The organism is Cellulosilyticum sp. I15G10I2 (assembly GCF_900095725.1).
Lineage (GTDB): Bacteria > Bacillota > Clostridia > Lachnospirales > Cellulosilyticaceae > FMMP01.
The window spans coordinates 943,741-967,366 of the sequence record NZ_FMMP01000006.1 but is presented as its reverse complement, the minus strand read 5'-3'; the positions used below and the strand labels follow the sequence as shown (position 1 = coordinate 967,366).

The window sequence follows — 23,626 nt, the reverse complement described above, 5'->3', positions numbered from 1 at the left end:
ATAAAATGAATGTAGCACTAATTGCACATGATGCAAAAAAGAAACTTATGGAGAACTTTACAATAGCTTATAGACATATTTTAACGAAGCATACTTTATACGCAACAGGAACAACTGGCAGACTTGTTGAAGAGGCTACTAATCTAAATATTTATAAGTATTTAGCAGGACATTTAGGTGGTGCACAACAGTTAGGTGCACAAATTGCTCATAATCAAGTAGATATGGTCATCTTTTTAAGAGACCCTGTATCACAAAAACCACATGAACCAGATCTTGGGAGTTTAGAGAGATTATGTGATATTCATAATATACCTATTGCTACAAATCTAGCAACAGCAGAATTATTAATCAAAGCATTAGAAAGAGGAGACTTAAGTTGGCGTGATATCATGAGATAGGCACCTGCTGTAAGCCTAAAAGACTTTTCAAGTTTAAAAGACTTTTTTAAGTCTTTTTTATTTTGCTGTAACATAGAATAAGTTTTTTACTTGTCCCATATATATTAATAATAAATATATTTAGAGGTGATCCTATATGCGAGAAGTAAAAAGAAAAAGACCATGGGAAACACAACAGGGCGAAACAGAACGGAATCTGCTTGATACGTTTTTACATCAACTTGTTTTATCAACTTTTATTACAATAGGTATTTTTATGGCACTTAATACGGAGAATAATACACAGATTAAAAATTTTATCAATACACATCTCACTAAAGATATAGCATTACAAGATGTTCAGTCTATAATGGATTATGTTAAAGACACGCTTAGTGAGTATGGTGATTAATTTTTATACCCTAACAAATTACGGAGGATGAGATGACACAAGTATACTTACCAGATTCAATTTTAAATCAAGTAGATAAACCTGCTAGATATATAGGAGGGGAACTTAACAGCTATAAAAAAACTGTTGGTGAGCAAATGCTAAGATTTGCATTCTGTTTTCCTGATGTTTATGAAGTAGGAATGAGCCACTTAGGGATGCAGATACTTTATCATTTTTTTAATAGAAGAGAAGATGTTTATTGCGAAAGAGTATTTGCTCCTTGGATAGATATGGAGCAATTAATGAGAGTGAATCAGGTTCCTCTATTTTCACTAGAAACGCACACCCCGCTTAAGATGTTTGATTTTGTAGGTTTTACATTACAGTATGAGATGAGCTATACAAATATATTAAATATGTTGGATCTTGCTAATATACCCGCCTACAGTGCAGACAGATCAGAGGAAGATCCCTTTATTATTGCGGGGGGGCCCTGTGCGTACAATCCTGAACCCTTAGCACCATTTGTTGATATCTTTTATATTGGGGAAGGCGAGGTCTCATATGATGAGCTGTTTGATCAATATAAGATATGGAAAGCAGACGGAGGTACAAAAAAAGAATTTTTAATAAAACTACTAGATATTGATGGTCTTTATATTCCTTGTTTTTATGAAGAAACTTATTATGATGATGGCACTATAAAGGCAAAAATACCAACGCATCCAAAGGCAAAAGCGCGCATTCAAAAGGTTATCGTAGAGGATATGGATAATGTATTCTATCCAAGTACACAAATAGTACCATGGATACAAGCTGTTCATGATAGAGTAGCTTTAGAAATGTTTAGAGGATGTATACGAGGCTGTAGATTTTGTCAAGCGGGTATGATTTATAGACCCGTAAGACAAAAAAGCAAGGAAGAGCTTATTAAACACGCTAAGAATCTACTGCAATCTACCGGATATGAAGAAATATCACTTGCATCCTTAAGTACAAGTGACTACGATGATTTGCAGAATTTTTCCGAAGAATTAATGGATCTATGTCAAAATGAGTTTGTTAATATTTCTTTGCCTTCATTACGTATAGATGCATTTTCTGTTAATTTAATGCAGAGGGTACAAGAAGTAAGAAAAAGCAGCTTAACTTTTGCCCCGGAAGCTGGCTCCCAAAAATTAAGAGACGTTATTAATAAAAATATAACAGAAGAAGAGATATTAGAGGGGTGCAAATTAGCATTTGAAGGTGGATGGAATCGTGTAAAACTTTATTTTATGTTAGGACTTCCTGGTGAGACCGCTGAAGATGTACAAGAAATCGCTAGATTGTCTGAAAGGATTGTAAGCACCTATTATCAAGTAGATAAGGAAAAAAGACAAGGGGGGCTACAGCTTGTTGTCAGCACGTCGTGTTTTGTACCGAAGCCATTTACACCCTTTCAATGGGCTTCTCAAGATAGCACCCAAAGTTTTATGGAAAAACATAACTTATTAAGAAATACAATTACAAGAAAGCAAATAAAATATAATCATCATGATGCTAAGACAAGTATTCTAGAAGCTGTTATTGCGCGCGGTGATAGAAGGGTATCAAGACTTATTTATGATGCGTATAAAAACGGCTGTACCTTTGACAGCTGGGGTGAACATTTTAATTACCAGAAATGGGAACAAGCAGCCGAAAGTTCGCAAATAAATTTTGATTTTTATGCGAATAGAGAACGTCAGTATGATGAAATTTTGCCATGGGATCATATTGACATTGGTGTGACAAAAGCGTTTCTAAAGAAAGAAAATGAAAAAGCAAAAGAAATTGTTACTACCCCTAATTGCAAGGAAAAATGTTCAGGCTGCGGTATAAATGGGCTCGGAAAAGGAGTATGTAATGAAAATTAGATTGAAATTTATAAAACAAGGACACGTTAAGTTTGTTGGTCATTTAGATACTATTAGATTGTTTCAAAGAGCGATAAAAGTAGCTGGCATACCTATAGCTTATTCTCAAGGCTTTAATCCTCACTCTTTAGTTTACTTTGCAATGCCATTATCAGTAGGTGTAGGCAGTGTAGGTGAATATATGGATATTGTGACAGTCTCTGATATGGTTCCTGAAAAAGTTAAACAAATGCTAAACAATGTTTTAGTAGAAGGTATTCATATTACACAGGCATTTTTAGCTGAAGAGGGTAGTGCTTCATTGATGAGTTTAGTGCATGCAGCAAGCTATGAGATAGTTCTTATCAAGGAGACGTTTAAAGAATTATCAAAAAGCGTGATTGAAGAGCGGTTAAGCCGTGAAGAAATTATGATTCAAAAAAAGGGTAAAAAGGGAATGAAAACAATTAATATCAAGCCTATGATACTCGAATACAGTATTAATGAAACGCCAGAACATTTGATTATAATGCTTAAAGCATTAGCTGGAAGCGGTGAGAATTTAAGTCCTCAGCTTTTTTTAAAAGCCATTTTAAATAGTGGTGATAAAGAGGCACCCAATGTAAGTATAACTAGAAAGGAACTTTATACGTATGATCAAGATGCCTATATAGCACTGGAGAACTATAGGAGAAGAGAATGAAAAAGATCATACTTATTGAAAAAACAGTTGTATTTACAAGGCTGGCAATACTCCTTGATAATCAGCTTATTACAACCTATATTGATTCTAATTTAAATCCTGATGATCAAAACAAAGTAGTGGTGGGACAAATTGATAAAGTTGTTAAAAATTTAAATGCAGCATTTGTAGATTACGGGGATGAAAAAAAAGGCTTACTTCATTTATTGCAGGTTCCTGCAATGTATAAAGGTAAAATGAATCAAGGGGTAAGGCTACCCATACAGATTGTTAAACAAAATGAGGGAGAAAAGGGCCATAAATTAACTGCGAAAATAAATATAAAAGGGAAGTATCTTGTATGTTTACCTTTTGAAGAAGGTATAAGTATCTCAAAAAAAATAAAGAATCAGGCGCTCAGAAAAAAGCTCAAAGAGCGCTTAGTTCAAATTGCATCTGCCAAGTACGGATTTATCGTAAGAACTCATGCAGAATATGTGGCGATAGAAGATATCGAAGAAGATGCAAAAGGGCTTGTTAAGCAAGTAGACCATTTGATGAAAGTAAAAGATAATCTTTCAAAAGGTGCTGTTTTATTTAAAGAGCCGCCTATGTATAGTCAGGTAGTAGCTGAAAACCTTAACATCCATGACGAAATAGAAATCATTTGTAATGACCTTGAAACGGGCAGACTTTTGGAAGAGGAGCTTAAAGAATATAGAGAAAGAGGCTATATAGTTCAAATTATTTGTATAGATCAAAAAGAAGAGCTCTTTCAAATTTATGATATTCAAAAAGTAATAAATAACCTCCTGAGCCGAAAAATATGGCTTAAAAATGGGGGGAATATTATTATTGACTATACTGAAGCGCTTACTGTTATTGATGTAAATAGTGCTAAAGCTATTTTATCTAACAACCATAAAAAAGCGGTTAATGAACTTAATCAGTTGGCTATCAAAGAAGCCCTCTTGCAGATTTTAAGAAGAAATCTCTCGGGTATTATTATTGTAGATTTAATTGAAATGCCAGATTTAGAAGATAAGGAGCAAGCTTATCTTTATGCCAAAAATATGATCGCTCAGTATGGAGATAAAAGAACAAATGTTTTTCCAATTACAGAGCTTGGCTTGTTGCAAATTTCACGAAGCAAAAAATATAACAGCGTGCCTGTGAAATTATTAAAGACATGTGAACAGTGCAAGTATCCGCAAGGTGAATATAGTCTTGAATATAATGCATATCTTATTGAAAAAAGAATTAAGCATACTGCCTTTCAAACAACAAACACACAAATAACAGTACAGTGTTCTCAAGATATTATAGACTTTTTCTCACAAAATCATTTGAAGCAGAGCTTAGAAGATAAATATGGGATAAAAATCGACTTGATTAAGATGGAAAAAGGACTTAAAGATAAGTTTTTATGTTAGTATTTTGGGGAATAAGCGTTGACAGGAAGTATGGACTATGATAAGATGTTTAAGTGTTTTAAGCCGCACGAAGAGGTTTTAAAACTGCTGGCGCAGTACCATATTCGGCGAGTTTTCGGATTGAGGAGGTGTACACATGTACGCAATTATTGAAACAGGTGGCAAACAATATAAGGTTCAAGTTGGAGATAGTCTTCATGTTGAAAAATTAAATGTAGCTGCTGGTGATTCTATTGTATTTGATAATGTTTTAGTTGTAGGTCAAGAGGATGCTTTAACAGTTGGCACGCCATTTGTAGCGGGTGCAGCAGTAAAAGCTGATGTTGTTGGCGATGGCAAAGGTAAAAAAATCATCGTTTACAAATATAAATCTAAAAAGACTTACCATAAAAAACGTGGTCATCGTCAACCTTTTACAAAAGTGACAATCACAGCTATTGAAGCATAATTTTTATGATATGTGCAAATCTGTATTATCATAATCAAGTATTATGGGGTTTTAAAATAGAAGGGCATTCAGGCTATGCTGAGCATGGCACTGATATTATATGTGCTGCTATAAGTGTGTTAGTATTTAATACTGTAAATTCGATTAATGAATTTACAGATGAAGAAGTACACATTCACAAGATGGATCCAGAAAAAGGATTGTTTGATTGTGAGTTTCCAAAAAGAAAACTGCAAAACTCTTCAGAGAAAGCAGAATTATTATTAAATGCAATGGTATTAGGTTTAAATACTATTGAACAAACGTACGGAGAAAACTATATCAAAGTTAAAACAAATAGGAGGTGAGAGATATGTTACGTTTAGACCTTCAGTTTTTTGCTCATAAAAAGGGAGTTGGATCTACTAAAAATGGTCGTGACTCTGAATCAAAACGTTTAGGTGCTAAAAGAGCAGATGGACAATTTGTACAAGCTGGCAACATTTTATATCGTCAAAGAGGAACAAAAATTCATCCAGGTGAAAATGTAGGACGTGGCGGAGATGACACTTTATTTGCACTAGTTAGTGGAAAAGTTAAATTCGAACGTAAAGGCAGAGACAAAAAACAAGTTTCTGTATATCCAGTTGCACAAGAAGCATAACTATTGTAGAAGGTTTCAATGTTTGATTGAAACCTTCTTTTTATGTATTATAGAGAAACAACATATAAATTTGAGTTATTCATTACTATAATTTTGTTCCTCAGAATGATTTCACATTAAATAACATCCTGAATTAATTAAACTTTAAGGTGTGAAATCTATATGAAATAAAAGAAAGTGTACAAACTATATACGAAAGGAGTGATATTATGTTTGTAGACAAAGTTAAAATATTTGTAAAGTCTGGTAAAGGCGGTGACGGGCATGTTTCATTTAGAAGAGAAAAGTATGTGCCCAATGGCGGTCCTGATGGCGGAGATGGTGGCAGAGGCGGTCATATTATTTTTGAAGTAGATCCCGGTGTAAATACATTAATGCAATTTAGACATAATAAACATTATAAAGCACAAAATGGAGAAGATGGCGGCAAAAAGCGCTGTCATGGTAAAGATGCCAATGATTTAGTCATCAGAGTACCACAGGGAACAGTTATAAGAGAAGCTGAATCGTTAAAAGTCATTGCAGACCTTCATGCACCTAGTCAGAGGGAAATTATTTTTAGCGGAGGAAAAGGTGGAAAAGGGAATCAACACTTTGCAACAGCAACCAGACAAGCGCCACGATATGCAGAAAAAGGTAAACCGGCAAAAGAATATTGGATCATTCTTGAGTTAAAGATGATTGCTGATGTAGGACTTGTAGGATATCCTAATGTAGGAAAATCTACACTTTTATCTATGGTAAGCAATGCACAGCCTAAGATTGCAAATTATCACTTTACGACTCTTGCGCCTAACTTAGGTGTGATTACTAATAAATATGGTAAACAGTTTGTTATGGCAGATATTCCAGGCCTTATAGAAGGTGCTTCTGAGGGCGTAGGATTAGGCCACGATTTTTTAAGACATGTTGAAAGAACAAAAGTTCTTATACATGTAGTTGATGTGGCAAGTACGGAAGGAAGAGATCCAGTACAAGATGTTTATACAATACAAAAAGAAATTAATATATACAATGACGAAATATTAAAAAATAAACCTCAAATTATTGCTGCAAATAAAATAGACATAGGAGATTTTGAGGAAAGCATCCAAAGACTAGAGCAGGCATTTAAACCTCAAGGGATAGAAGTTATTCCTATATCTGCAGCAGGTAATCAGAATTTGCAGGAGCTTATGCAAAAGACGTCGGATTTACTTGCTACTGTACCAGATCATACAGTTGTTTTTGAGCCAGAATTTGAAGAAGTTACTGATTATTCCAATGCACCTTTTACTATTACTAAAGTGGAAGATGGCTACTTTACAGTAGAAGGTATCGGGGTTGAGAAGATGATGGGTTATACTGCATTAGATACTGAAAAAGGCTTTGCATTTTTCCAGAAATATCTACGTGATAGGGGAATTATTGATGCTCTCGAGGAAGCAGATATTCATGAAGGTGACGTTGTTAGAATTTATGATTTAGAATTTGAGTACTTTAAGTAGAAAGGACAATATAATGCAAAATATTTCAAGTAAACAAAGGGCTTATTTGAAGTCTCTGGCACAAACTACAGATCCTATATTTCAAATAGGTAAAAATGGGATTACGCCTGAACTGACAGAAGCTATTTTATTAGCCTTAGAGGCAAGAGAACTTGTAAAGGTAAGTGTTTTAAGCAACTGTTTATTAGATCCGAAGTATATAAGCAGTGTGATTAGTGAAAGAACACATTCTATACCAGTTCAAGTGATTGGCAAAAAAATTATTTTTTATAAACCTTCAAAGAAAAACCCTAAAATTATTTTACCCTAATATACTTTTATTAAGAGTTGCTATTTTATAGTCAACTCTTATATTTTATATTTTAATTTTTAAAAAATAGGTTATAATAGAGAAGGTAAGTTGAACAAAGGAGAAGTGTTTTATGAGCATTGAGGAATCTCAAATTACTAAACTCGCCATAATGGGCGGGACCTTTGATCCTATTCATATAGGACATCTTGTTACAGCTGAAGAAGTAAGACATGAGTTTAATATTGATGAAGTTTTATTTGTTCCTACAGGACATCCCCCTCATAAGTCTAATATCAATATGACAACAAGTGAGCACAGATATTTGATGACAGTATTGGCTACAGCGGCTAATGCAAATTTTAAAGTATCGCGCCTTGAAATAGAGCGAGAAGGGGTTACATACACAATTGATACGATAAAAGAAATTAAAAAGGTGTATGGAAGAGATGTTAGGCTATATTTTATTACGGGAGCAGATGCGATTCATAAAATCCTTACATGGAAAGAATCAGAGGAACTACTTCAAATTTGTGACTTTGTAGCTGTAACCAGACCGGGTCATAATACAGAAGAACTTCTGCATCAAATTGAAGAGCTTAAAAGAACATATCAAACCAGTATACACTTTCTTGAAGTTCCGGCACTAGCGATATCTTCTTCAAATATTAGAGACAGAATTCACAATATGAAACCTATCAAATATTTAGTGCCACAAGAAGTAGAAAATTATATTAAAAAGTATAATTTATATGAATATAAAATATACCTTACAACAGAGGAACGGGAACGTATGTGCAGTTATGTAGCTTCAAAGATGTCGCCTAAAAGATATGCACATACAAGAGGCGTGATTGAAATGGCCATAGAATTTGCCAATGTTTATAAAATAAACTGTGATGAAGTATTTATTGCAGCATTATTTCATGATATTGCAAAAGAATTGCCTTTAGCAGAAAAAGAGAACTTATGCAGACAGTATAAGATTGAACTTGATGATTTTGAAAAAAGACATCTTGATCTTGCACATGGCAAGATTGGTGCAGCAATGCTTGAAAACGAATGGAAAATTACTAAGCCATCTATATTAGATAGTATTAGATATCATACTGTGGGTAGAGAAGAAATGTGTGATTTAGAGAAAGTTATCTATTTAGCTGATATGACTGAAGAAGGAAGAAGTCCCTATAAAGGCAAAGAGCAAATTAAAAGTTTAGCACTGTATGATCTCAATCGTGCAATGTATAAAGCACTTTATTCATCTTATAATTATGTAACACATCTGTTAGGCGAAGAAATACATCCTATCACTTTTAAGCTGCTTGAACACTACAAACAATATGATTTATAAAAGGTTATGATAAATAATGAGGAGGCATTATGAATACGATTGTGATACAAGCTGTTATTCTTATTTTAGGCTTTGTCGTCTTAATTAAAGGTGCAGACTACTTTGTAGATGGGGCATCGTCTATTGCCAAGAATTTAAATGTACCAGATATCTTTATTGGCCTTACTATTGTTGCTTTTGGGACAAGTGCCCCGGAAGCAGCTGTAAGTATAAAAGCTATGCTGAGCCATAATACTGATATGGTACTTGGAAATATTATAGGCAGTAATATATTAAATATTGTACTTATCTTAGGTATTGCGGCATCTATAGCGCCAATTAGGGTTCAGAATAACACGATAAAAAAAGAGATTCCATTTTTACTTTTAGTTTCTATTTTGCTCAGTGTTCTTTTTTTAGATATTCCACTGCAAAATGGCAATATCAATATGATATCAAGAGGTGATGGTATCGTCATACTCATTGTTTTTACTATTTTTATTTATTATTTGCTGCATTTGGCTAAAAATGGTCAAAGCGAAGAGATAGAAGCGAGGTACCCGCTAAAGTTAGCTATTGCATATAGTTTTTTTGGACTTATCGCTATTATTATAGGCGGAAATTTCGTTGTAAATGCGGCAACTAAAATAGCAACTTCAGCTGGTGTCAGCCAGAGATTTATTGCACTTACCATTGTTGCGCTTGGCACATCACTCCCCGAACTAGTAACATCTGTAATGGCAGCTAAAAAAGGTAAGCAAGATATCGCAATTGGTAATATTATTGGAAGCAATATCTTTAATATATGTTTTGTAGCTGGACTTCCAGCTGCGTTATTTGGTAATATAATACCTAAAGATCCTATTGGGCTTGATTTATTAGTTATGGTTTTTTGCACGATTGTTCTTTATATATTTAGTAAATCAGAAAGAATCGTATCTAAAAGTGAAGGGAAAGTTTTCTTAATAATGTTTGCTATTTACTATGGGTACTTAGTTTTTACACAACTTAACGTGTTTGTTGCATAAGGAAAGGAGATTTTAATAACTTGGATAAAAACACATTAATACTTGCTAAACAAATATATGACATAATTAATAATAAAAAAGCAACAAGTATAGAAGTGCTGGATGTACACCAACTGACAACTTTAACTGATATTTTTATTATTGCTGTTGCGACTAATATACGTCAAACACAGGCGATTACAGATGAAATAGAAGAGTTTCTTACAGATTATCAGGTGCCCCTTCTTCAAAAAGAAGGCTATACAACAGCCAAATGGATTTTGTTAGATTATGGTAACATTATTGTGCACGTTTTACATCAAGAAGATGCTGCGTTTTATGGGCTGAACAGACTTTGGAAAGATGCAAAAGTAATTACGTTCTAATGAGAAAGAACCTAAAACATTAGATTAAATCATGTTTTAGGTTCTATTTATTATTTTATACGTCTATTAAATTTAAGTTTGGCCACTTTTTTTCTTCTGCGTCTTTTAAAAATACGTCTCAAAACGCTTATAAAGAAAACAATAAGTACCGCTGGAATGACTATAAAATAGATCTTTTTATCGATTAACAACGTATTAGATACGGGTAAAACTGTTGGATAAGGTGATGGAGAAAACTCAATATCTTTTATGAGTAAGTTGTTTTTCGCTAATATCTGAGTACCGTGCAAATAAGTAATCGTTCCAATAGTACTTCCTTTACTTGTACCAATTTCAATATATTCAGGAAGATCAATATGCGTTGTGATATCACGCTCTTTAATATCTTTTTGAATAAGAATAGATAAGGGTGTTTCTACAGAAATTGAACAATTACCTGCCTGATAGGTTTGTCCGCTTTTAACTGAATACATAGGCAATGTTTTTAAGCTGGTACCTGTACTATGAAGGTTCAGAGTGCGGTAGGAATTGATGCCATAGTTTAATAAGGCATTGGTATCTGTATACAAACTATCTCTCTCAGACTTTAAGATAACCGCAACAAGATCGATATCACCATGTTTTGCAACAGTAACTAAAGTATGTCTTGCTACATCTGTGTAACCTGTTTTACCGGCAATAACATCAGCTCTATACATTTTACTGTCGCGTTGTTGATTCATCAGACGATGCTGCTGAGATAAATATCTCGTTTCTGTGGTTTTATTAGTACTTGGAATCTGGTAGGTTGTATGACTCATTATTTCGGAAAAATAAGAGTTATTATAAATATAGCTTGTGATTAATGCCATGTCATATGCAGTTGTATACTGCTCCGCACTATGTAAACCATGGGGATTGACAAAATGCGTATTAACAGCGCCAAGTTCCTTGGCACGTTCAGTCATTTTAACGCCAAAGTTTTCAATAGAACCGCTGGCAGCCTCTGCGAGGCCGTTAGCCACTTCGTTAGCAGACATCAAAAGAACACCATGAAGTGCTTGGTCTACTGTGATTTGTTCACCAACATCCATACCAATATGACTGCTTCCTCTTTCAATACTAAAAATAGCTTCTTTAGAAAATGTTATCAAATCTGTAGGTGAAAGATTTTCTATGGCGAGCAGAGCAGTCATAATTTTAGTAATACTTGCTGGATATTGTTTTTTATGAGCATTTTTTTCGAATAAAACAGTTTTAGACTTAGCATCTATGAGTATGGCAGATTCAGCTTGGATGACTGGAAGGTTTTCAGTAGCAGTATCAGCCATGGTCCTTGTTGGAAAAATACCTAAGAACATAATCAGCAAGCAAAGTGATAAAGAAATTATACGTCTCATATGTCTAATATACTCCTTTCAACTCCATTAGTATAACAGATTTATATAAAATTAGTAAGGCTAAATAGTCTAATTTATTAAAAATATGTTAACACTTTGTATAAGAGGTGATTCTATGGTAGAATTATTGAAAAAGTATAAAATTGCAGTCATATGCTTAGTTTTGGTGATTTTAAATGTCAGTTGGTATAGTGTTAAAGAAATGAAATCTAAGGAAGTATCTATTAAACTCAGTAGTGAAAGTTATAACATGCAGCTTTTAGAATCAGAGGATATAAACACCATGACTTCTTTAGAAGAGGAGAAGGCTGCAGATATACCACAGGCCCCTTTAGATTTGCAGCAAAATGATACCTATTGGCCAACACCCACTACTCAAGTACCTGTCTATATATGCGGAGAAATAGTGTGTCCCGGTGTTTACTACGTTGATCCCGCAGCTATTATTAATGATGTGGTTCAAATGGGTGGCGGGCTTACTTTAGATGCTGATAAAAATTATTTGAATTTGGCAAGCAGGGTAGCGCCTAACCAAAAAATATATGTTCCTAAAATAGGAGAAGAAATTGACAAATCATTAAATTCATACGACAATAAAGATATAGTCGCTTCACAAGAGACAAGTATAAGTGGCTCTAAAATGAGTGAGCAGGGATATTCTCATATAATTAATATCAATACTGCGACTGAAAAAGATCTTCAGACCCTCTCGGGCATTGGAGCGGTTAAAGCAAGAGCTATTATTGAGTACCGTATGACTATTGGGCGATTTAAAAAGGTGGATGAACTGCTTAATGTTTCAGGAATTGGTGATAAAACATTAGAAAAGATAAGAGCATTTATAACAGTATAAAAAGGAGGATGAGCGATGAATAGTAAAATTTTAGTTGTAGATGACGAGCGACTTATTGTAAAAGGAATAAAATTTAGTTTAGAGCAAGAAGGTTGGGAAGTTGATGCGGCTTATGATGGTGAAGAAGCACTTAACTATGTAAGAAATGGAAAATATGATGTTATGATACTAGATGTTATGCTTCCTAAGTATAATGGGTTAGAGGTATGTCAGCTTGTTAGAGAGTTTTCTACTATCCCTATTATTATGCTTACAGCAAAAGGTGAAGATATGGATAAGATAATGGGACTTGAATATGGTGCTGATGATTATGTGACAAAACCATTTAATATATTGGAGCTTAAGGCTAGGATAAAAGCTATTTTAAGAAGATCCACACACAGCGAAAAAGAACCTAATAAAAAGATGATAGAGGTAGGCGAACTGCATTTAGAGGTTAATAGCAGAAGAATATTTATTAAAAATCAAGAAATAAATCTTACAGCAAAAGAATTTGATATGCTGGAGTTATTTGCGACACATCCAGGTAAAGTGTATAGTCGAGATCAGCTTTTAGATACCATATGGGGACATGAATATCCAGGCGATGTTCGTACAGTGGATGTACACGTGCGTAGACTAAGGGAAAAGATAGAACCGAATCCTGGCCAGCCAGAGTATATCCATACCAAGTGGGGGGTAGGTTATTATTTTAAAGATTAAGATGAAATGGTTTCAAAGTTTGAGGTGGCGACTATTTATTTTATTTTTCATTATTAGTTACTTGCCATTAACACTTTTTTCTACAGTGCTGCTAGGAAGAATGGAAACGCACTATATTGGCAAAAGTGAGCTTGAGTGGCTTAGTAAAGCTAATGGGGTGGCTGTGCAGATAAAAGAAGCCAACTATTTAAAAAATGATAATAATTATAATTTACTAACCTCACTTGTTAAGAATAGAAGTCACGAGAAAGATCTAAATTGTAGAATCGTAGTGGTTGATAAACACGGGTTTGTTGTTGCTGACTCAAGTTCTACTATTTTAAATAAGACGATTATGAACAGTCAGGTATTTTCAGCACTTAATAAAAAAGATAAAGCAGAAAAATCCTTAGATCAACCCATCATGACTGCAGCTGTATCTGTAGTGGACAAAGAAGATAAAAATAGAGTATTGGGTGTTGTTATCTTATCAGCAAGTATTCAGGATATTTATACCTCTCTTGATAAAATGAAAAGTCAGGTTTACTTATTATCATTAGTTACAAGTTTATTTACTGGACTTATTAGTTTTGTTACTTCTTCTTTTATTACTAAGCCTTTAAAAACATTAATGAAGTTTGTACAAAAAATAACAACGGGACAGCTTGATCAAAAAGTAGATGTAGTAGGTAAGGATGAAATAGCAGAGCTTGGAAATGCATTTAATCATATGGCAGAACAGCTACAAAGAGTAGAGCAATCGAGACAGGAATTTGTATCAAACGTGTCACATGAATTAAAGACGCCTCTGTCTTCGATTAAAGTTTTGACCGAATCTCTTATTTTCCAAGATAACGTACCTGTTGAGATGTATCAGGAGTTTTTTCAAGATATTAACTCCGAGGTAGATCGACTCAATAATATTATCTCAGATTTATTAACACTTGTCCGATTAGATCAAAGAGAAATACCAATGAATATTGCAAATGTAGATTTAAACGAAATGACTCAGAATATTTTAAAAAGACTTATCCCACTCGCAAAGAAAAAAGAAATCAAGCTAATTTATGAGAGTCACAAAGATATTACTGCAGAAATTGATGAAGTAAAATTTACCTTAGCTTTATCAAATTTAATTGAAAATGCTATCAAATACACACCTAACGGGGGTGAAGTTAAAGTTATTATTCAAAGTGATGTACAAGATGCTTTTATAACTATTCAGGATACTGGGATAGGCATTGCAAAAAAAGAGCAATCTAAGATATTTGAAAGGTTTTATAGAACAGATAAGACAAGAAATCGTGAAACAGGCGGCACGGGACTTGGACTTTCTATAACTTATAAGACAATAGTTATGCATAATGGTTCTATTCAGGTAGAAAGTGAAGAAGGAGAAGGCTCTACTTTTATTATCCAAGTGCCGCTGCGACACACATGGGAAGGAGTGGTGAAATGAGAATAAGTCCAATACCAAGACTATTTATAGTCATCTTGCTGCTTCCTATAATTATTGCTGCATGTAACAAAAGCAGTCCTAGTGGCAAGGGGAAAGATACGATAACAATATACTTTGCTGATTATACTAAAGGTAGTTTGTTTTCAGAGAATATACCTGTGGATTTAAAAGGAATAGTAACTAATCGGGATAAAACTCAGTTTGTAATTAGTGCTTTAAGCCGAGGGCCGCAATCAACAACACTTCAAAACAATAATGATATGCATATTAAAGAAGTTAATTTAGATGATCGCTTAGCTTATGTATTATTTGATGGTAAGTATGACTCGCTAAGTGCCAATGAGCAGATGGGAATAAGAGCCTCTTTAGTTTATTCGCTGACAGAGCTCAATTTTATAGATGGTGTTGAATTTTTTATAGAGGACAGGCCTATTTTAAATATTAATAGCAAACCTATAGGTCCTATTACACGGAGTGACATTATTTTAAGTGTATTAAATCCTAATCCACCTACTACGATTCAGCCTGTCGTATTATATTTTACTAGCCTAGAAAACCCAAGGCTCATTAAAGAACAAAGAGATATACAGGTGAATAACAACGTACCTCTTGAACGGTATATTATTGATGAATTAATAAAAGGCCCTCAGCAAGAAGGGCTATTACCCACTATCCCTAAAGAAACGATTGTAAATGATGTCAATACAAAAGAAGGGGTGTGTCAGGTTGACCTATCATTTGATGTAAAATCCAAGCATTTTACATCACCTGAAAGTAAGGCGCTTATGATTTATTCAATTGTAAATGCTTTGACTGAATTACCTAAAATACAAAAAGTAGCCTTTTTGATTGATGGAAAAAAAGAAATAGAGTTTAGTAAAGATATAGATTTAAGTGAGTTTTTCGAGAGAAAGGAAGCGCTTATTGAAAACGATTAAAAGACCAATGGTTGAAGCAATCAGTTGGTCTATAGCTGGGATGCTTGGGGGACAAATGTATTTAGAGCAGATACATTTATTCCCCTTTTTTTTGATTGTAATTATAGCTGTGATTTTTATGCATTATCTTCGTTATAATTATAAAATTATTTTAATTTTTTTTATATTATTATTTGCAGGCTTTTTATGGACAATAGGGCATACGGTAATTAGAGAACAAAAAATTTTAAAAGTTGGCCAGAGTGTTACACTAGAAGGAAAAGTTGCTAGAGTAATAAAAGGGAAGTTTAATGATACCTTAACTTTAGAAGAAGTATCTGTTAAGTATCAAAATGAATATGAAGCTATTAAATCTAAAGTCAATTTAATAGTGCCTATGAACTCTCAAATAAACCCAAATGATAAGATGAGAGCACACGGCGAAGTTTTGCCGCGTACGCTAAAGATGAATCCTAGTGACATGAATTATGAAAAATACTTAATAAGTCAAGGTATTGCTGCAACATTAAAAACTGTTGAAATTAAAAAAGTTAATACAAACGGGTTTAATATGCGGTTTATCATGACACAGATAGACAGGCAAATTGAAAAACTATTTCAAAATAATGATCAAGGCATTATACAAACATTACTCACTGGAAATAACGAAAACATCTCTGAAGATATTCGTCAGATTTATTCTAAGGCAGGTATAGGTCATGTTCTTGCTATATCTGGATTTCATATTGCATTACTAATGAGTATTGTCTATATATTATTAAGTTATTTAGGTATTCCCTATATATCTAAATTTATAAGTATGGGCAGCATTATATGGCTATATGCCTATTTGACAGGTGCAAGCACCTCGACGATTAGAGCATGTATTATGGCTACACTTATTATTATCTCAAAGTGTATTTGGGAAGAAGCTGATCAAATAACTAATTTAGCTTTAGCTGCACTCATTATTCTGTTAATAAATCCATTTCAACTTACTCAAGTTGGCTTTCAATTATCATTTGCAGCTGTAGGGAGTTTGTTGATAAGCCAGATTATTATAAAAAAGTTAGAGTTAGATGTTTCTCAAGGTTATTTGAAATTTTTATATGTATGTGTCCCGTGGCTGTGTGTCACATTAAGTATAGCACCTATTTTAGCTGTTCATTTTTATGAAATACCACTTTTTTGTGGATTATTAAACTTGATATTCGTTCCTATATTCTCAGTTATTATTATATTTTCTTGGATAAGTTTAGGCATGAGTATCATTACTTTAACTGGTGCAGCTTTTATTGCTAAAATAATTATAGTCTTACTTGACACTATTGCATTTATAGGTGAAAAGACACTCCAAATGCCACTGGGGACGCTATGTATTGGCAAGCCAAGTTTACTTGGTATCTTAATCTACTATGGTTTACTGTGTGTACTTTTTGGTTGTATAATGGGATATATAAAAAAAAGAGTATGCCTGTATATTATTATAGTCTTTATTGGAACAAGCACACTTTATGAATTTGTGCGTCCGAAAACACTAGATATAGCCTACTTATATGTAGGGCAAGGAGATGCAATTGTCATGACTACACCACATGGTAAAGTTATTGCAGTAGATGCAGGGAATTTTGGTAAAGGAAAAGTGGTAGAGCGCTATATAAAATATAAGGGTAAAAAAACAATTACAGCTTTTATTTTATCTCATTCAGATGCGGATCATGTAGGTGGACTTATTGATTTATTGGATACAGATATAAAGATTAACAATATCTTTGTTTCTAAATTGGATGAATCGTATTTAATGAGTAAACTATTAAAAATTTGTTTAGAGAAAAAAATTAATGTTTATCCAATGGGATATTTAGATGCTTTTACTATCGACAATGTGGACATAGTTTGCTTAGCGCCAAAGGGAGAACAGATAGCAGCAGATAATAATAATAATTCTTTAGGCTGTCTTATACAGTATAAGCAGTTTACAGGCTTATTTACAGGAGATATGGATCAAGTTAAAGAACAAGAAATGTGCAGCGTATTAAATGCAATTACGGTTTTAAAAGTGGGGCATCATGGTTCGAAAACTTCAACATCAGAGCATGCGCTTTTGAAAATAAAGCCTAGGTATGCTATTATTAGTTGTGGTATTAATAATAGATATAATCATCCTCATCAAAGCACTTTAGATACACTTAGCAAGTATCAAGCAGAAGTTTTAAGAACAGATCAACGTGGCGCTGTTGAGCTTAAAACAGATGGCGATAGACTTTTATTACGTACGCAGATAAGGGGGGGCGAGTAAGATGCAAACTAAACAATTAGATCAGTGTTACCTGCTTATAGGCGAAGATGCCTGGTCTAAAAACCAATTTATAATAGAATTGAAAAATAAGGTTTTAACCTCTGGCTATGAAATGATGAATTATTACGAGGCAAAGGATAAAGAAATTGTGGTTTCGAAGCTGATAGAAATTGCAGAAACATTACCTTTTTTTGCAGAGCGTAAAATGATTTATATAAAAGAATCCGGTTTTTTTAAAACTGGAAAAAAAGAAGAAACAGAAAAGTTTGAAAGCTTTATGCAATCAATGCCTGACTATCTTACACTTATAATTGATGAAAAAGAAATAGATAAACGTAGTAAGCTTTATAAGACTATAAAAGCCAAATATACGGTATGCGTGTTTGATTATCCTGGAGAAGAGTATGTATTGAAAATACTGGAAGAAAAAATAAAACACTACAAAGTGCGTATTGATAAGCAGACATTATTGTTTTTTTTACGCAATATGCCGGAAGATATAGCTTATATTATAGGTGAATTTGACAAACTTATAGCTTATGCAGATGATAAGCCTATTAATAAGCAAATGATAGAGGAGGTCTGTGTATTTTCTTTAGAAAAAAGAATCTTTGAGCTTGTTAAAAGAATTGCTCATCGTAACGCACAAGATGCATTTAAAATCTATCATACACTTATTCAAAGCAAAGAATCTCCAATAGGCATATTAGTATTAATTGCTAGACAATATCGCATTATGCTTCAAATTAAATATTTGTTAAAAAATAATATGGCACCAAAGGAAATTGCTTCGCGTATGAAGCTCCCATACTTTGCGCTTAAAGAGATAATAGAACAAGTTAATTTATATAGTTTTAAGCAGCTTGAAGAAATATTAGGGCGGTGTTTAGAAACAGATAAAGATATAAAAAATGGCAGAATGAATAGTGTAGGAAGAGTAGAAGTATTGATGATAGAGTGTTTAAATGCATAATGAGTATCTATAAAACAAAAAGACCCCTCAAGGTCTTTTTGTTTTGCAATATTTAATATTTAAGCGATTGAATTAACTAATGTAGCAAGTGTAGATTTTTTTCTTGCAGCCGTTTTTTTATGGTATACACCTTTTGCAGCAGCTTTATCAATAGCTTTTACCGCAACAACTAAAGAAGTTTGTGCTGAAGCTAAATCTTTAGCATCTACAGCAGCAACCACCTTTTTAATTTGAGTTTTAACCGTTGAACGAATTGAACGATTACGAGCTGTTTTTGTTGCAATAACTTTAATACGTTTTTTTGCTGATTTAATATTTGCCATGGTATGGCACCTCCATTCATATTCTATGGACACGGTTTAGGGGAATTATGAACGGTTTTAAACAAGCTCATTATACCCTAATCCTAGAATTAAGTCAATGTATATGCATAAAAATAATGGTAAAGATACATAGTATATGAGTAAGTTAGTTACAGGTTTCACTTAACTTTATGCATTGATTGGCAATGGTTTATCTATTATTTTAAGGAGTGAGCGTATGGCAGGTAATACAAGTTTTGACAATTGGTCTCCAAGAACAGATCTGGCAGTTGAGATAAGTAATACATTAAAATTAAGCAAGAGTGAGGATTATGAAATTCCGGGTGTAGCGATTGATGAAGAATATATTGAAGCCCATGATATTAGAGTGACTCGTGTAGGCATTAAAAATGCGCTTGGCGAAAAAAACATGGGAAAGCCGCGAGGTGAGTATATTACTATTGAGTGCACTAATATGAAGGAGAATGATCCTGAAACACATAAAGAAGTGATTGATTTATTGTCTCAAGCTATTACATCTTTATTACCAAATAAAGAAAAAAAAGATATGGACATTCTTGTAATTGGTCTTGGAAATCGTTTTGCAACCCCCGATACGCTTGGACCGAAGGTAACGAACAAGGTGCTTGTAACAAGGCATTTAAGTATGAAAATGCCAGAAAAGATAGATGAATCAGTTTGTCATCTAAGCAGTTTTGCACCAGGGGTTATGGGACTTACCGGTATCGAAACAACAGAAATTATTAGTGGTGTAGCTGAAAAAACTAAGCCTGATTGTATTATTGCAATTGACGCGCTAGCTGCAAGAAGTACTTCGAGGATTAACTCTACCATTCAGATTACAAATACAGGCATTTCACCAGGTGCGGGTGTAGGCAATCCTAGAAAACAACTTAATGAAGAAACAGTAGGTTGTCCGGTAATAGCTATAGGGGTACCTACAGTTGTAGACACCGCTACTTTGGTAACAGATGCATTTAACCAGCTTATTGATAATATGTTAAAACAAGCAGAGCGGTCAGAATTATATGATATGCTCAAAGAATTAAGTGAACAAGAAAAATACCAGCTTATTAAGGAGACGCTTTTCCCAGAAATAGCAGATTTGTTTGTAACGCCTAAGGAAATTGATGAGGTGATAGAATATTTAACTAACATTATTGCAAATGGTATTAATATAGCGGTACATCCAGGTATAACGATAGATGATATTAATAAGTATACTCATTAGGTTGTTAGTCATAAAAAGTAAGACAAGGGTATAGACTAGTAAAAACACATTTTATGGGGGGATCTCATTGAAGCATGTACAGAATCTTTATTGGAACTTAAAAGATGCTTTAGAAGGCAGTCTTTTTAAGAAGATTGTCTTGTATGTATTTATCATGATTTCTTTGTTAAATACTTTTAAAAATATAGATGTAAGATATAGTCATAGTACCTCACAACTTATTGTTAATAAGGCATTGCCTCATTTCAAAGGAAATTTTAACAATCATTTCTTCCTAAAAAACTATGTATATGATTATATAAATATTATGTGGGGCGAACCGCTTACACTTATTACACATGCTATACCTTATTTAAAGAATTACACATACTTGACAGGCGTAGATAATCACGACATCAATGGTTACTTTGATGCTCAAAATACAGACGAATCCTTTATTTATTCAGATGAAAATAACTATTCTCCCAAGTTGCCAACTATTAAAAAGATGGAGTTATCTAAAGAAAATTATAAAGATCCTTATTATCTCTTAAAGTATTTTATTACAGGGGATGCACAGTTAGAACTTAATACGGAGTTTCTAAAACAATGGGATTTTTATGATTTAATGACTCGAAAATTACGGATTACTGATAAGGGTGAGGGTCCTAAAGTTCTTATTTTTCATACCCATGCGAGGGAAATGTACAAAGATGGCATTTCTGTTGTTGATGTAGGGAATAAATTAAAACAAATATTCGAAAAAGACTATGGTATAGAGACACTGCATATTACTAATGAATTTTATGCTGATCAGACAGGTAACACAACAGGGGCTTATGAAATCATGGAAAAAACCATATCAAAAATATTAGAAAATAATCCTTCCATCGAAATATCTATTGATATACATAGAGACGGGGTTCCGGAAAATGTTCATTTATTAACTTCTGTTGATAATAGAGATACAGCTAAGATTATGTTTGTAAATGGACTGTGTATGAATAGAAATATAGATGGAGAGATTGTAAAGAAAAAAGAACTCAAAAACCCATATCTCGATGAAAATTTGGCTTTTTCCTTACAAGCACAAGAGACGGCTTATAAATATTATCCAGATCTTATGAAGAAAGTTTATTTTAAAGAATATCGGTATAGTTTACATATGAGACCTTTCTCACTACTTGTTGAAATAGGTGCTCAGACTAACACAGGACAAGAGGCACTTAATGCAGCTATCCCACTTGCTAATATTATTGCAAAAGTCATTGAAAAAGATTGATACAAAAATAAAGCCTATGCTATAATGAAGTTTGCTATGATATAATAAACTAAAATTACAAAAGAAATAGGAGGGGCAATATGTCTCTTTCAATACAACAAAAAATAAGGAATTTTTGCATTATTGCACACATTGATCATGGTAAAAGTACCCTCGCTGACCGTATTATCCAGATGACAGGAACTCTTACTTCAAGAGAAATGCAGGCACAAGTGCTTGATAACATGGATTTAGAAAGAGAAAGAGGGATTACGATTAAATCCCAAGCAGTTAGGCTTGTTTATCGTGCTCAAGATGGAGAAGAGTACATTTTTAATTTAATAGATACACCAGGACATGTGGATTTTAATTATGAAGTATCAAGGAGTTTGGCAGCCTGTGAAGGCGCTATACTTGTCGTAGATGCTGCACAAGGCATAGAAGCTCAGACGCTTGCCAATGTGTACCTTGCTCTTGAACATGATCTTGAAGTTATACCTGTTATTAATAAAATTGATTTACCTAGTGCTAATCCAGAAGTTGTTAAACAACAGATAGAGGATATTATTGGACTTGATGCAAGCCACGCACCGCTTATATCGGCTAAAACAGGGCTTAATATCGAAGAAGTCCTTGAACAGGTTGTTAAATTTGTGCCATGTCCTGTAGGTGATAAAGAAGCACCTTTAAGAGCACTTATCTTTGATTCCTTGTATGACCCATATAAGGGCGTTATTGTTTTTTGCCGTGTTAAAGAAGGGGTCGTTAAAAAGGGTATGAAGATCCGTATGATGGCAACTAAAGCAGAATTCGAAGTAGTGGAAGTAGGAACCTTTGGCGCAGGTCAATTTAGACCTACTGATATTTTAGTTCCAGGTGAAGTAGGCTATATTACTGCGAGTATTAAAAATGTAAAAGATACAAGTGTAGGCGATACAGTAACTGATGCAAACAACCCTGCAAGTGAGCAGCTCCCAGGTTATAAAAAAGTTAATCCTATGGTGTACTGCGGCTTATACCCGGCAGATGGGGCGAAATATGGTGACCTTAGAGATAGTCTTGAAAAATTACAGCTTAATGACGCAGCGCTTGTTTTTGAACCTGAAACTTCAATTGCTCTTGGATTTGGGTTTCGTTGTGGTTTCTTAGGATTGCTGCATATGGAAATTATACAGGAAAGACTTGAGAGAGAATATAATCTTGATTTAGTTACTACAGCACCAAATGTTATCTATAAAGTGCATCAGACAAATGGAGATGTCATTAACTTGTCTAATCCTGCAAATCTTCCAGATCCTTCCCATATTAAATATATGGAAGAGCCTATGGTAAAAGCACAAGTTATTGTGCCATCAGAATATGTTGGGGCAGTTATGGATTTATGCCAAGACCGAAGAGGGACTTATTTAGGTATGGAATATTTAGAAGCAACACGAACTGTTTTAAGCTATGAGCTCCCTCTCAATGAGATTATCTATGACTTTTTTGATGCCCTTAAGTCAAGGACAAGAGGCTATGCTTCATTTGACTATGAATTAAAAGGTTATGCGCAGTCAAAACTTGTTAAATTGGATATTTTGGTAAACAAAGAAATGGTTGATGCGCTTTCGCTTATCGTTCATGAAGAGAAGTCAGTAGAAAAAGGACGTAAGATTACTGAAAAACTAAAAAAAGAGATACCAAGGCATCTGTTTGAGATTCCTATTCAAGCCACTATAGGCAATAAAGTTGTTGCAAGAGAAACAATAAGTGCAATGCGAAAAGATGTACTTGCCAAATGTTATGGTGGGGATATTTCACGTAAAAGAAAATTATTAGAGAAACAAAAAGAAGGTAAAAAGCGTATGCGTCAAGTAGGTAATGTAGAAGTACCGCAACAAGCATTTATGAGTGTACTCAAGCTAGATGAATAGAG

24 protein-coding genes are annotated in these 23,626 nt (G+C 33.7%); 22 read left to right on the top strand and 2 right to left on the bottom strand.

Features of this window, described 5'->3' with window-relative positions:
• Positions 1 to 5 precede the first annotated feature (5 nt).
• The 13 genes from mgsA (at position 6) to rsfS (ending at position 10,356) form a co-directional block, all read left to right on the top strand.
• The gene (gene mgsA / locus BN3326_RS04770) at positions 6 to 401 is read left to right on the top strand and encodes a methylglyoxal synthase (protein ID WP_069997954.1); all 396 of its coding nucleotides are present in this window, start codon (positions 6 to 8) and stop codon (positions 399 to 401) included.
• A 136-nt stretch (positions 402 to 537) separates the two neighbouring features.
• Positions 538 to 792 carry a hypothetical protein gene (locus tag BN3326_RS04765; RefSeq protein ID WP_069997953.1) on the top strand — a complete coding sequence of 85 codons (255 nt, stop codon included), beginning with the start codon at positions 538 to 540 and terminating at the stop codon, positions 790 to 792.
• 32 nt (positions 793 to 824) lie between these two features.
• Complete coding sequence (locus tag BN3326_RS04760; RefSeq protein ID WP_069997952.1) at positions 825 to 2,672, top strand: TIGR03960 family B12-binding radical SAM protein; 1,848 nt, start codon at positions 825 to 827, stop codon at positions 2,670 to 2,672.
• Positions 2,662 to 3,354 carry a TIGR03936 family radical SAM-associated protein gene (locus BN3326_RS04755; RefSeq protein WP_069997951.1) on the top strand — a complete coding sequence of 231 codons (693 nt, stop codon included), beginning with the start codon at positions 2,662 to 2,664 and terminating at the stop codon, positions 3,352 to 3,354. Before BN3326_RS04760 ends, BN3326_RS04755 begins: the two co-directional genes overlap by 11 nt.
• Complete coding sequence (locus BN3326_RS04750; protein ID WP_069997950.1) at positions 3,351 to 4,766, top strand: ribonuclease E/G; 1,416 nt, start codon at positions 3,351 to 3,353, stop codon at positions 4,764 to 4,766. The genes BN3326_RS04755 and BN3326_RS04750 overlap by 4 nt, the downstream gene beginning before the upstream one ends.
• 136 nt (positions 4,767 to 4,902) lie before the next feature.
• On the top strand, positions 4,903 to 5,214 hold the full coding sequence (gene rplU / locus BN3326_RS04745) for a 50S ribosomal protein L21 (protein ID WP_069997949.1): 312 nt from the start codon (positions 4,903 to 4,905) through the stop codon (positions 5,212 to 5,214).
• Positions 5,215 to 5,219: 5 nt separating this feature from the next.
• Positions 5,220 to 5,561 (top strand): ribosomal-processing cysteine protease Prp, encoded by a 342-nt coding sequence (locus BN3326_RS04740; RefSeq protein ID WP_069997948.1) that lies wholly within the window; start codon positions 5,220 to 5,222, stop codon positions 5,559 to 5,561.
• Positions 5,562 to 5,566: 5 nt separating this feature from the next.
• A complete protein-coding gene (rpmA, locus tag BN3326_RS04735; protein WP_069997947.1) occupies positions 5,567 to 5,857 on the top strand; it encodes a 50S ribosomal protein L27 in 291 nt (96 codons plus the stop codon).
• Positions 5,858 to 6,066: 209 nt separating this feature from the next.
• Positions 6,067 to 7,344, top strand: coding sequence for a GTPase ObgE (obgE, locus tag BN3326_RS04730; RefSeq protein ID WP_069997946.1), 1,278 nt, complete (start codon positions 6,067 to 6,069; stop codon positions 7,342 to 7,344).
• Between the two features lie 22 nt (positions 7,345 to 7,366).
• Positions 7,367 to 7,654, top strand: coding sequence for a YhbY family RNA-binding protein (locus BN3326_RS04725; RefSeq protein WP_141722865.1), 288 nt, complete (start codon positions 7,367 to 7,369; stop codon positions 7,652 to 7,654).
• A 112-nt stretch (positions 7,655 to 7,766) separates the two neighbouring features.
• Positions 7,767 to 8,984, top strand: a complete 1,218-nt coding sequence (gene nadD, locus BN3326_RS22650; RefSeq protein ID WP_069997944.1) for a nicotinate-nucleotide adenylyltransferase — start codon at positions 7,767 to 7,769, stop codon at positions 8,982 to 8,984.
• A 29-nt stretch (positions 8,985 to 9,013) separates the two neighbouring features.
• Positions 9,014 to 9,991, top strand: a complete 978-nt coding sequence (locus BN3326_RS04715) for a calcium/sodium antiporter (protein WP_069997943.1) — start codon at positions 9,014 to 9,016, stop codon at positions 9,989 to 9,991.
• A gap of 20 nt (positions 9,992 to 10,011) precedes the next feature.
• Positions 10,012 to 10,356, top strand: coding sequence for a ribosome silencing factor (gene rsfS, locus BN3326_RS04710; protein WP_069997942.1), 345 nt, complete (start codon positions 10,012 to 10,014; stop codon positions 10,354 to 10,356).
• Positions 10,357 to 10,406: 50 nt separating this feature from the next.
• Here rsfS and BN3326_RS04705 read toward each other — a convergent pair whose 3' ends face one another.
• Positions 10,407 to 11,735 (bottom strand): D-alanyl-D-alanine carboxypeptidase family protein, encoded by a 1,329-nt coding sequence (locus BN3326_RS04705; RefSeq protein WP_069997941.1) that lies wholly within the window; start codon positions 11,733 to 11,735, stop codon positions 10,407 to 10,409.
• A gap of 115 nt (positions 11,736 to 11,850) precedes the next feature.
• Between BN3326_RS04705 and BN3326_RS04700 the strand changes: the two genes are divergently transcribed.
• The 6 genes from BN3326_RS04700 to holA all read left to right on the top strand — a co-directional run bounded on the left by BN3326_RS04700 (position 11,851) and on the right by holA (position 18,917).
• Positions 11,851 to 12,588, top strand: a complete 738-nt coding sequence (locus BN3326_RS04700) for a helix-hairpin-helix domain-containing protein (protein ID WP_069997940.1) — start codon at positions 11,851 to 11,853, stop codon at positions 12,586 to 12,588.
• Between the two features lie 15 nt (positions 12,589 to 12,603).
• On the top strand, positions 12,604 to 13,290 hold the full coding sequence (locus BN3326_RS04695) for a response regulator transcription factor (RefSeq protein WP_069997939.1): 687 nt from the start codon (positions 12,604 to 12,606) through the stop codon (positions 13,288 to 13,290).
• A 61-nt stretch (positions 13,291 to 13,351) separates the two neighbouring features.
• Complete coding sequence (locus BN3326_RS04690) at positions 13,352 to 14,728, top strand: sensor histidine kinase (protein WP_242875941.1); 1,377 nt, start codon at positions 13,352 to 13,354, stop codon at positions 14,726 to 14,728.
• Positions 14,725 to 15,666, top strand: a complete 942-nt coding sequence (locus BN3326_RS04685) for a GerMN domain-containing protein (RefSeq protein WP_069997937.1) — start codon at positions 14,725 to 14,727, stop codon at positions 15,664 to 15,666. Before BN3326_RS04690 ends, BN3326_RS04685 begins: the two co-directional genes overlap by 4 nt.
• Positions 15,653 to 17,944, top strand: coding sequence for a DNA internalization-related competence protein ComEC/Rec2 (locus tag BN3326_RS04680; RefSeq protein WP_069997936.1), 2,292 nt, complete (start codon positions 15,653 to 15,655; stop codon positions 17,942 to 17,944). Before BN3326_RS04685 ends, BN3326_RS04680 begins: the two co-directional genes overlap by 14 nt.
• A 1-nt stretch (position 17,945) precedes the next feature.
• Entirely contained in the window at positions 17,946 to 18,917 is a 972-nt protein-coding gene (gene holA, locus BN3326_RS04675) for a DNA polymerase III subunit delta (protein WP_069997935.1), read from the top strand.
• A gap of 59 nt (positions 18,918 to 18,976) precedes the next feature.
• Here the strand turns inward: holA and rpsT are convergent, their stop codons facing one another.
• Entirely contained in the window at positions 18,977 to 19,240 is a 264-nt protein-coding gene (rpsT, locus tag BN3326_RS04670) for a 30S ribosomal protein S20 (RefSeq protein ID WP_069997934.1), read from the bottom strand.
• A gap of 217 nt (positions 19,241 to 19,457) precedes the next feature.
• On the opposite strand from rpsT, the gene gpr reads away from it, so the two are divergent.
• The 3 genes from gpr to lepA all read left to right on the top strand — a co-directional run bounded on the left by gpr (position 19,458) and on the right by lepA (position 23,624).
• Positions 19,458 to 20,471: a GPR endopeptidase gene (gpr, locus tag BN3326_RS04665; RefSeq protein ID WP_069997933.1), complete on the top strand. Its 1,014-nt coding sequence runs from the start codon at positions 19,458 to 19,460 to the stop codon at positions 20,469 to 20,471.
• A 67-nt stretch (positions 20,472 to 20,538) separates the two neighbouring features.
• Complete coding sequence (locus BN3326_RS04660) at positions 20,539 to 21,732, top strand: stage II sporulation protein P (protein WP_069997932.1); 1,194 nt, start codon at positions 20,539 to 20,541, stop codon at positions 21,730 to 21,732.
• A gap of 80 nt (positions 21,733 to 21,812) precedes the next feature.
• A complete protein-coding gene (lepA, locus tag BN3326_RS04655) occupies positions 21,813 to 23,624 on the top strand; it encodes a translation elongation factor 4 (protein WP_069997931.1) in 1,812 nt (603 codons plus the stop codon).
• Positions 23,625 to 23,626: the final 2 nt, after the last annotated feature.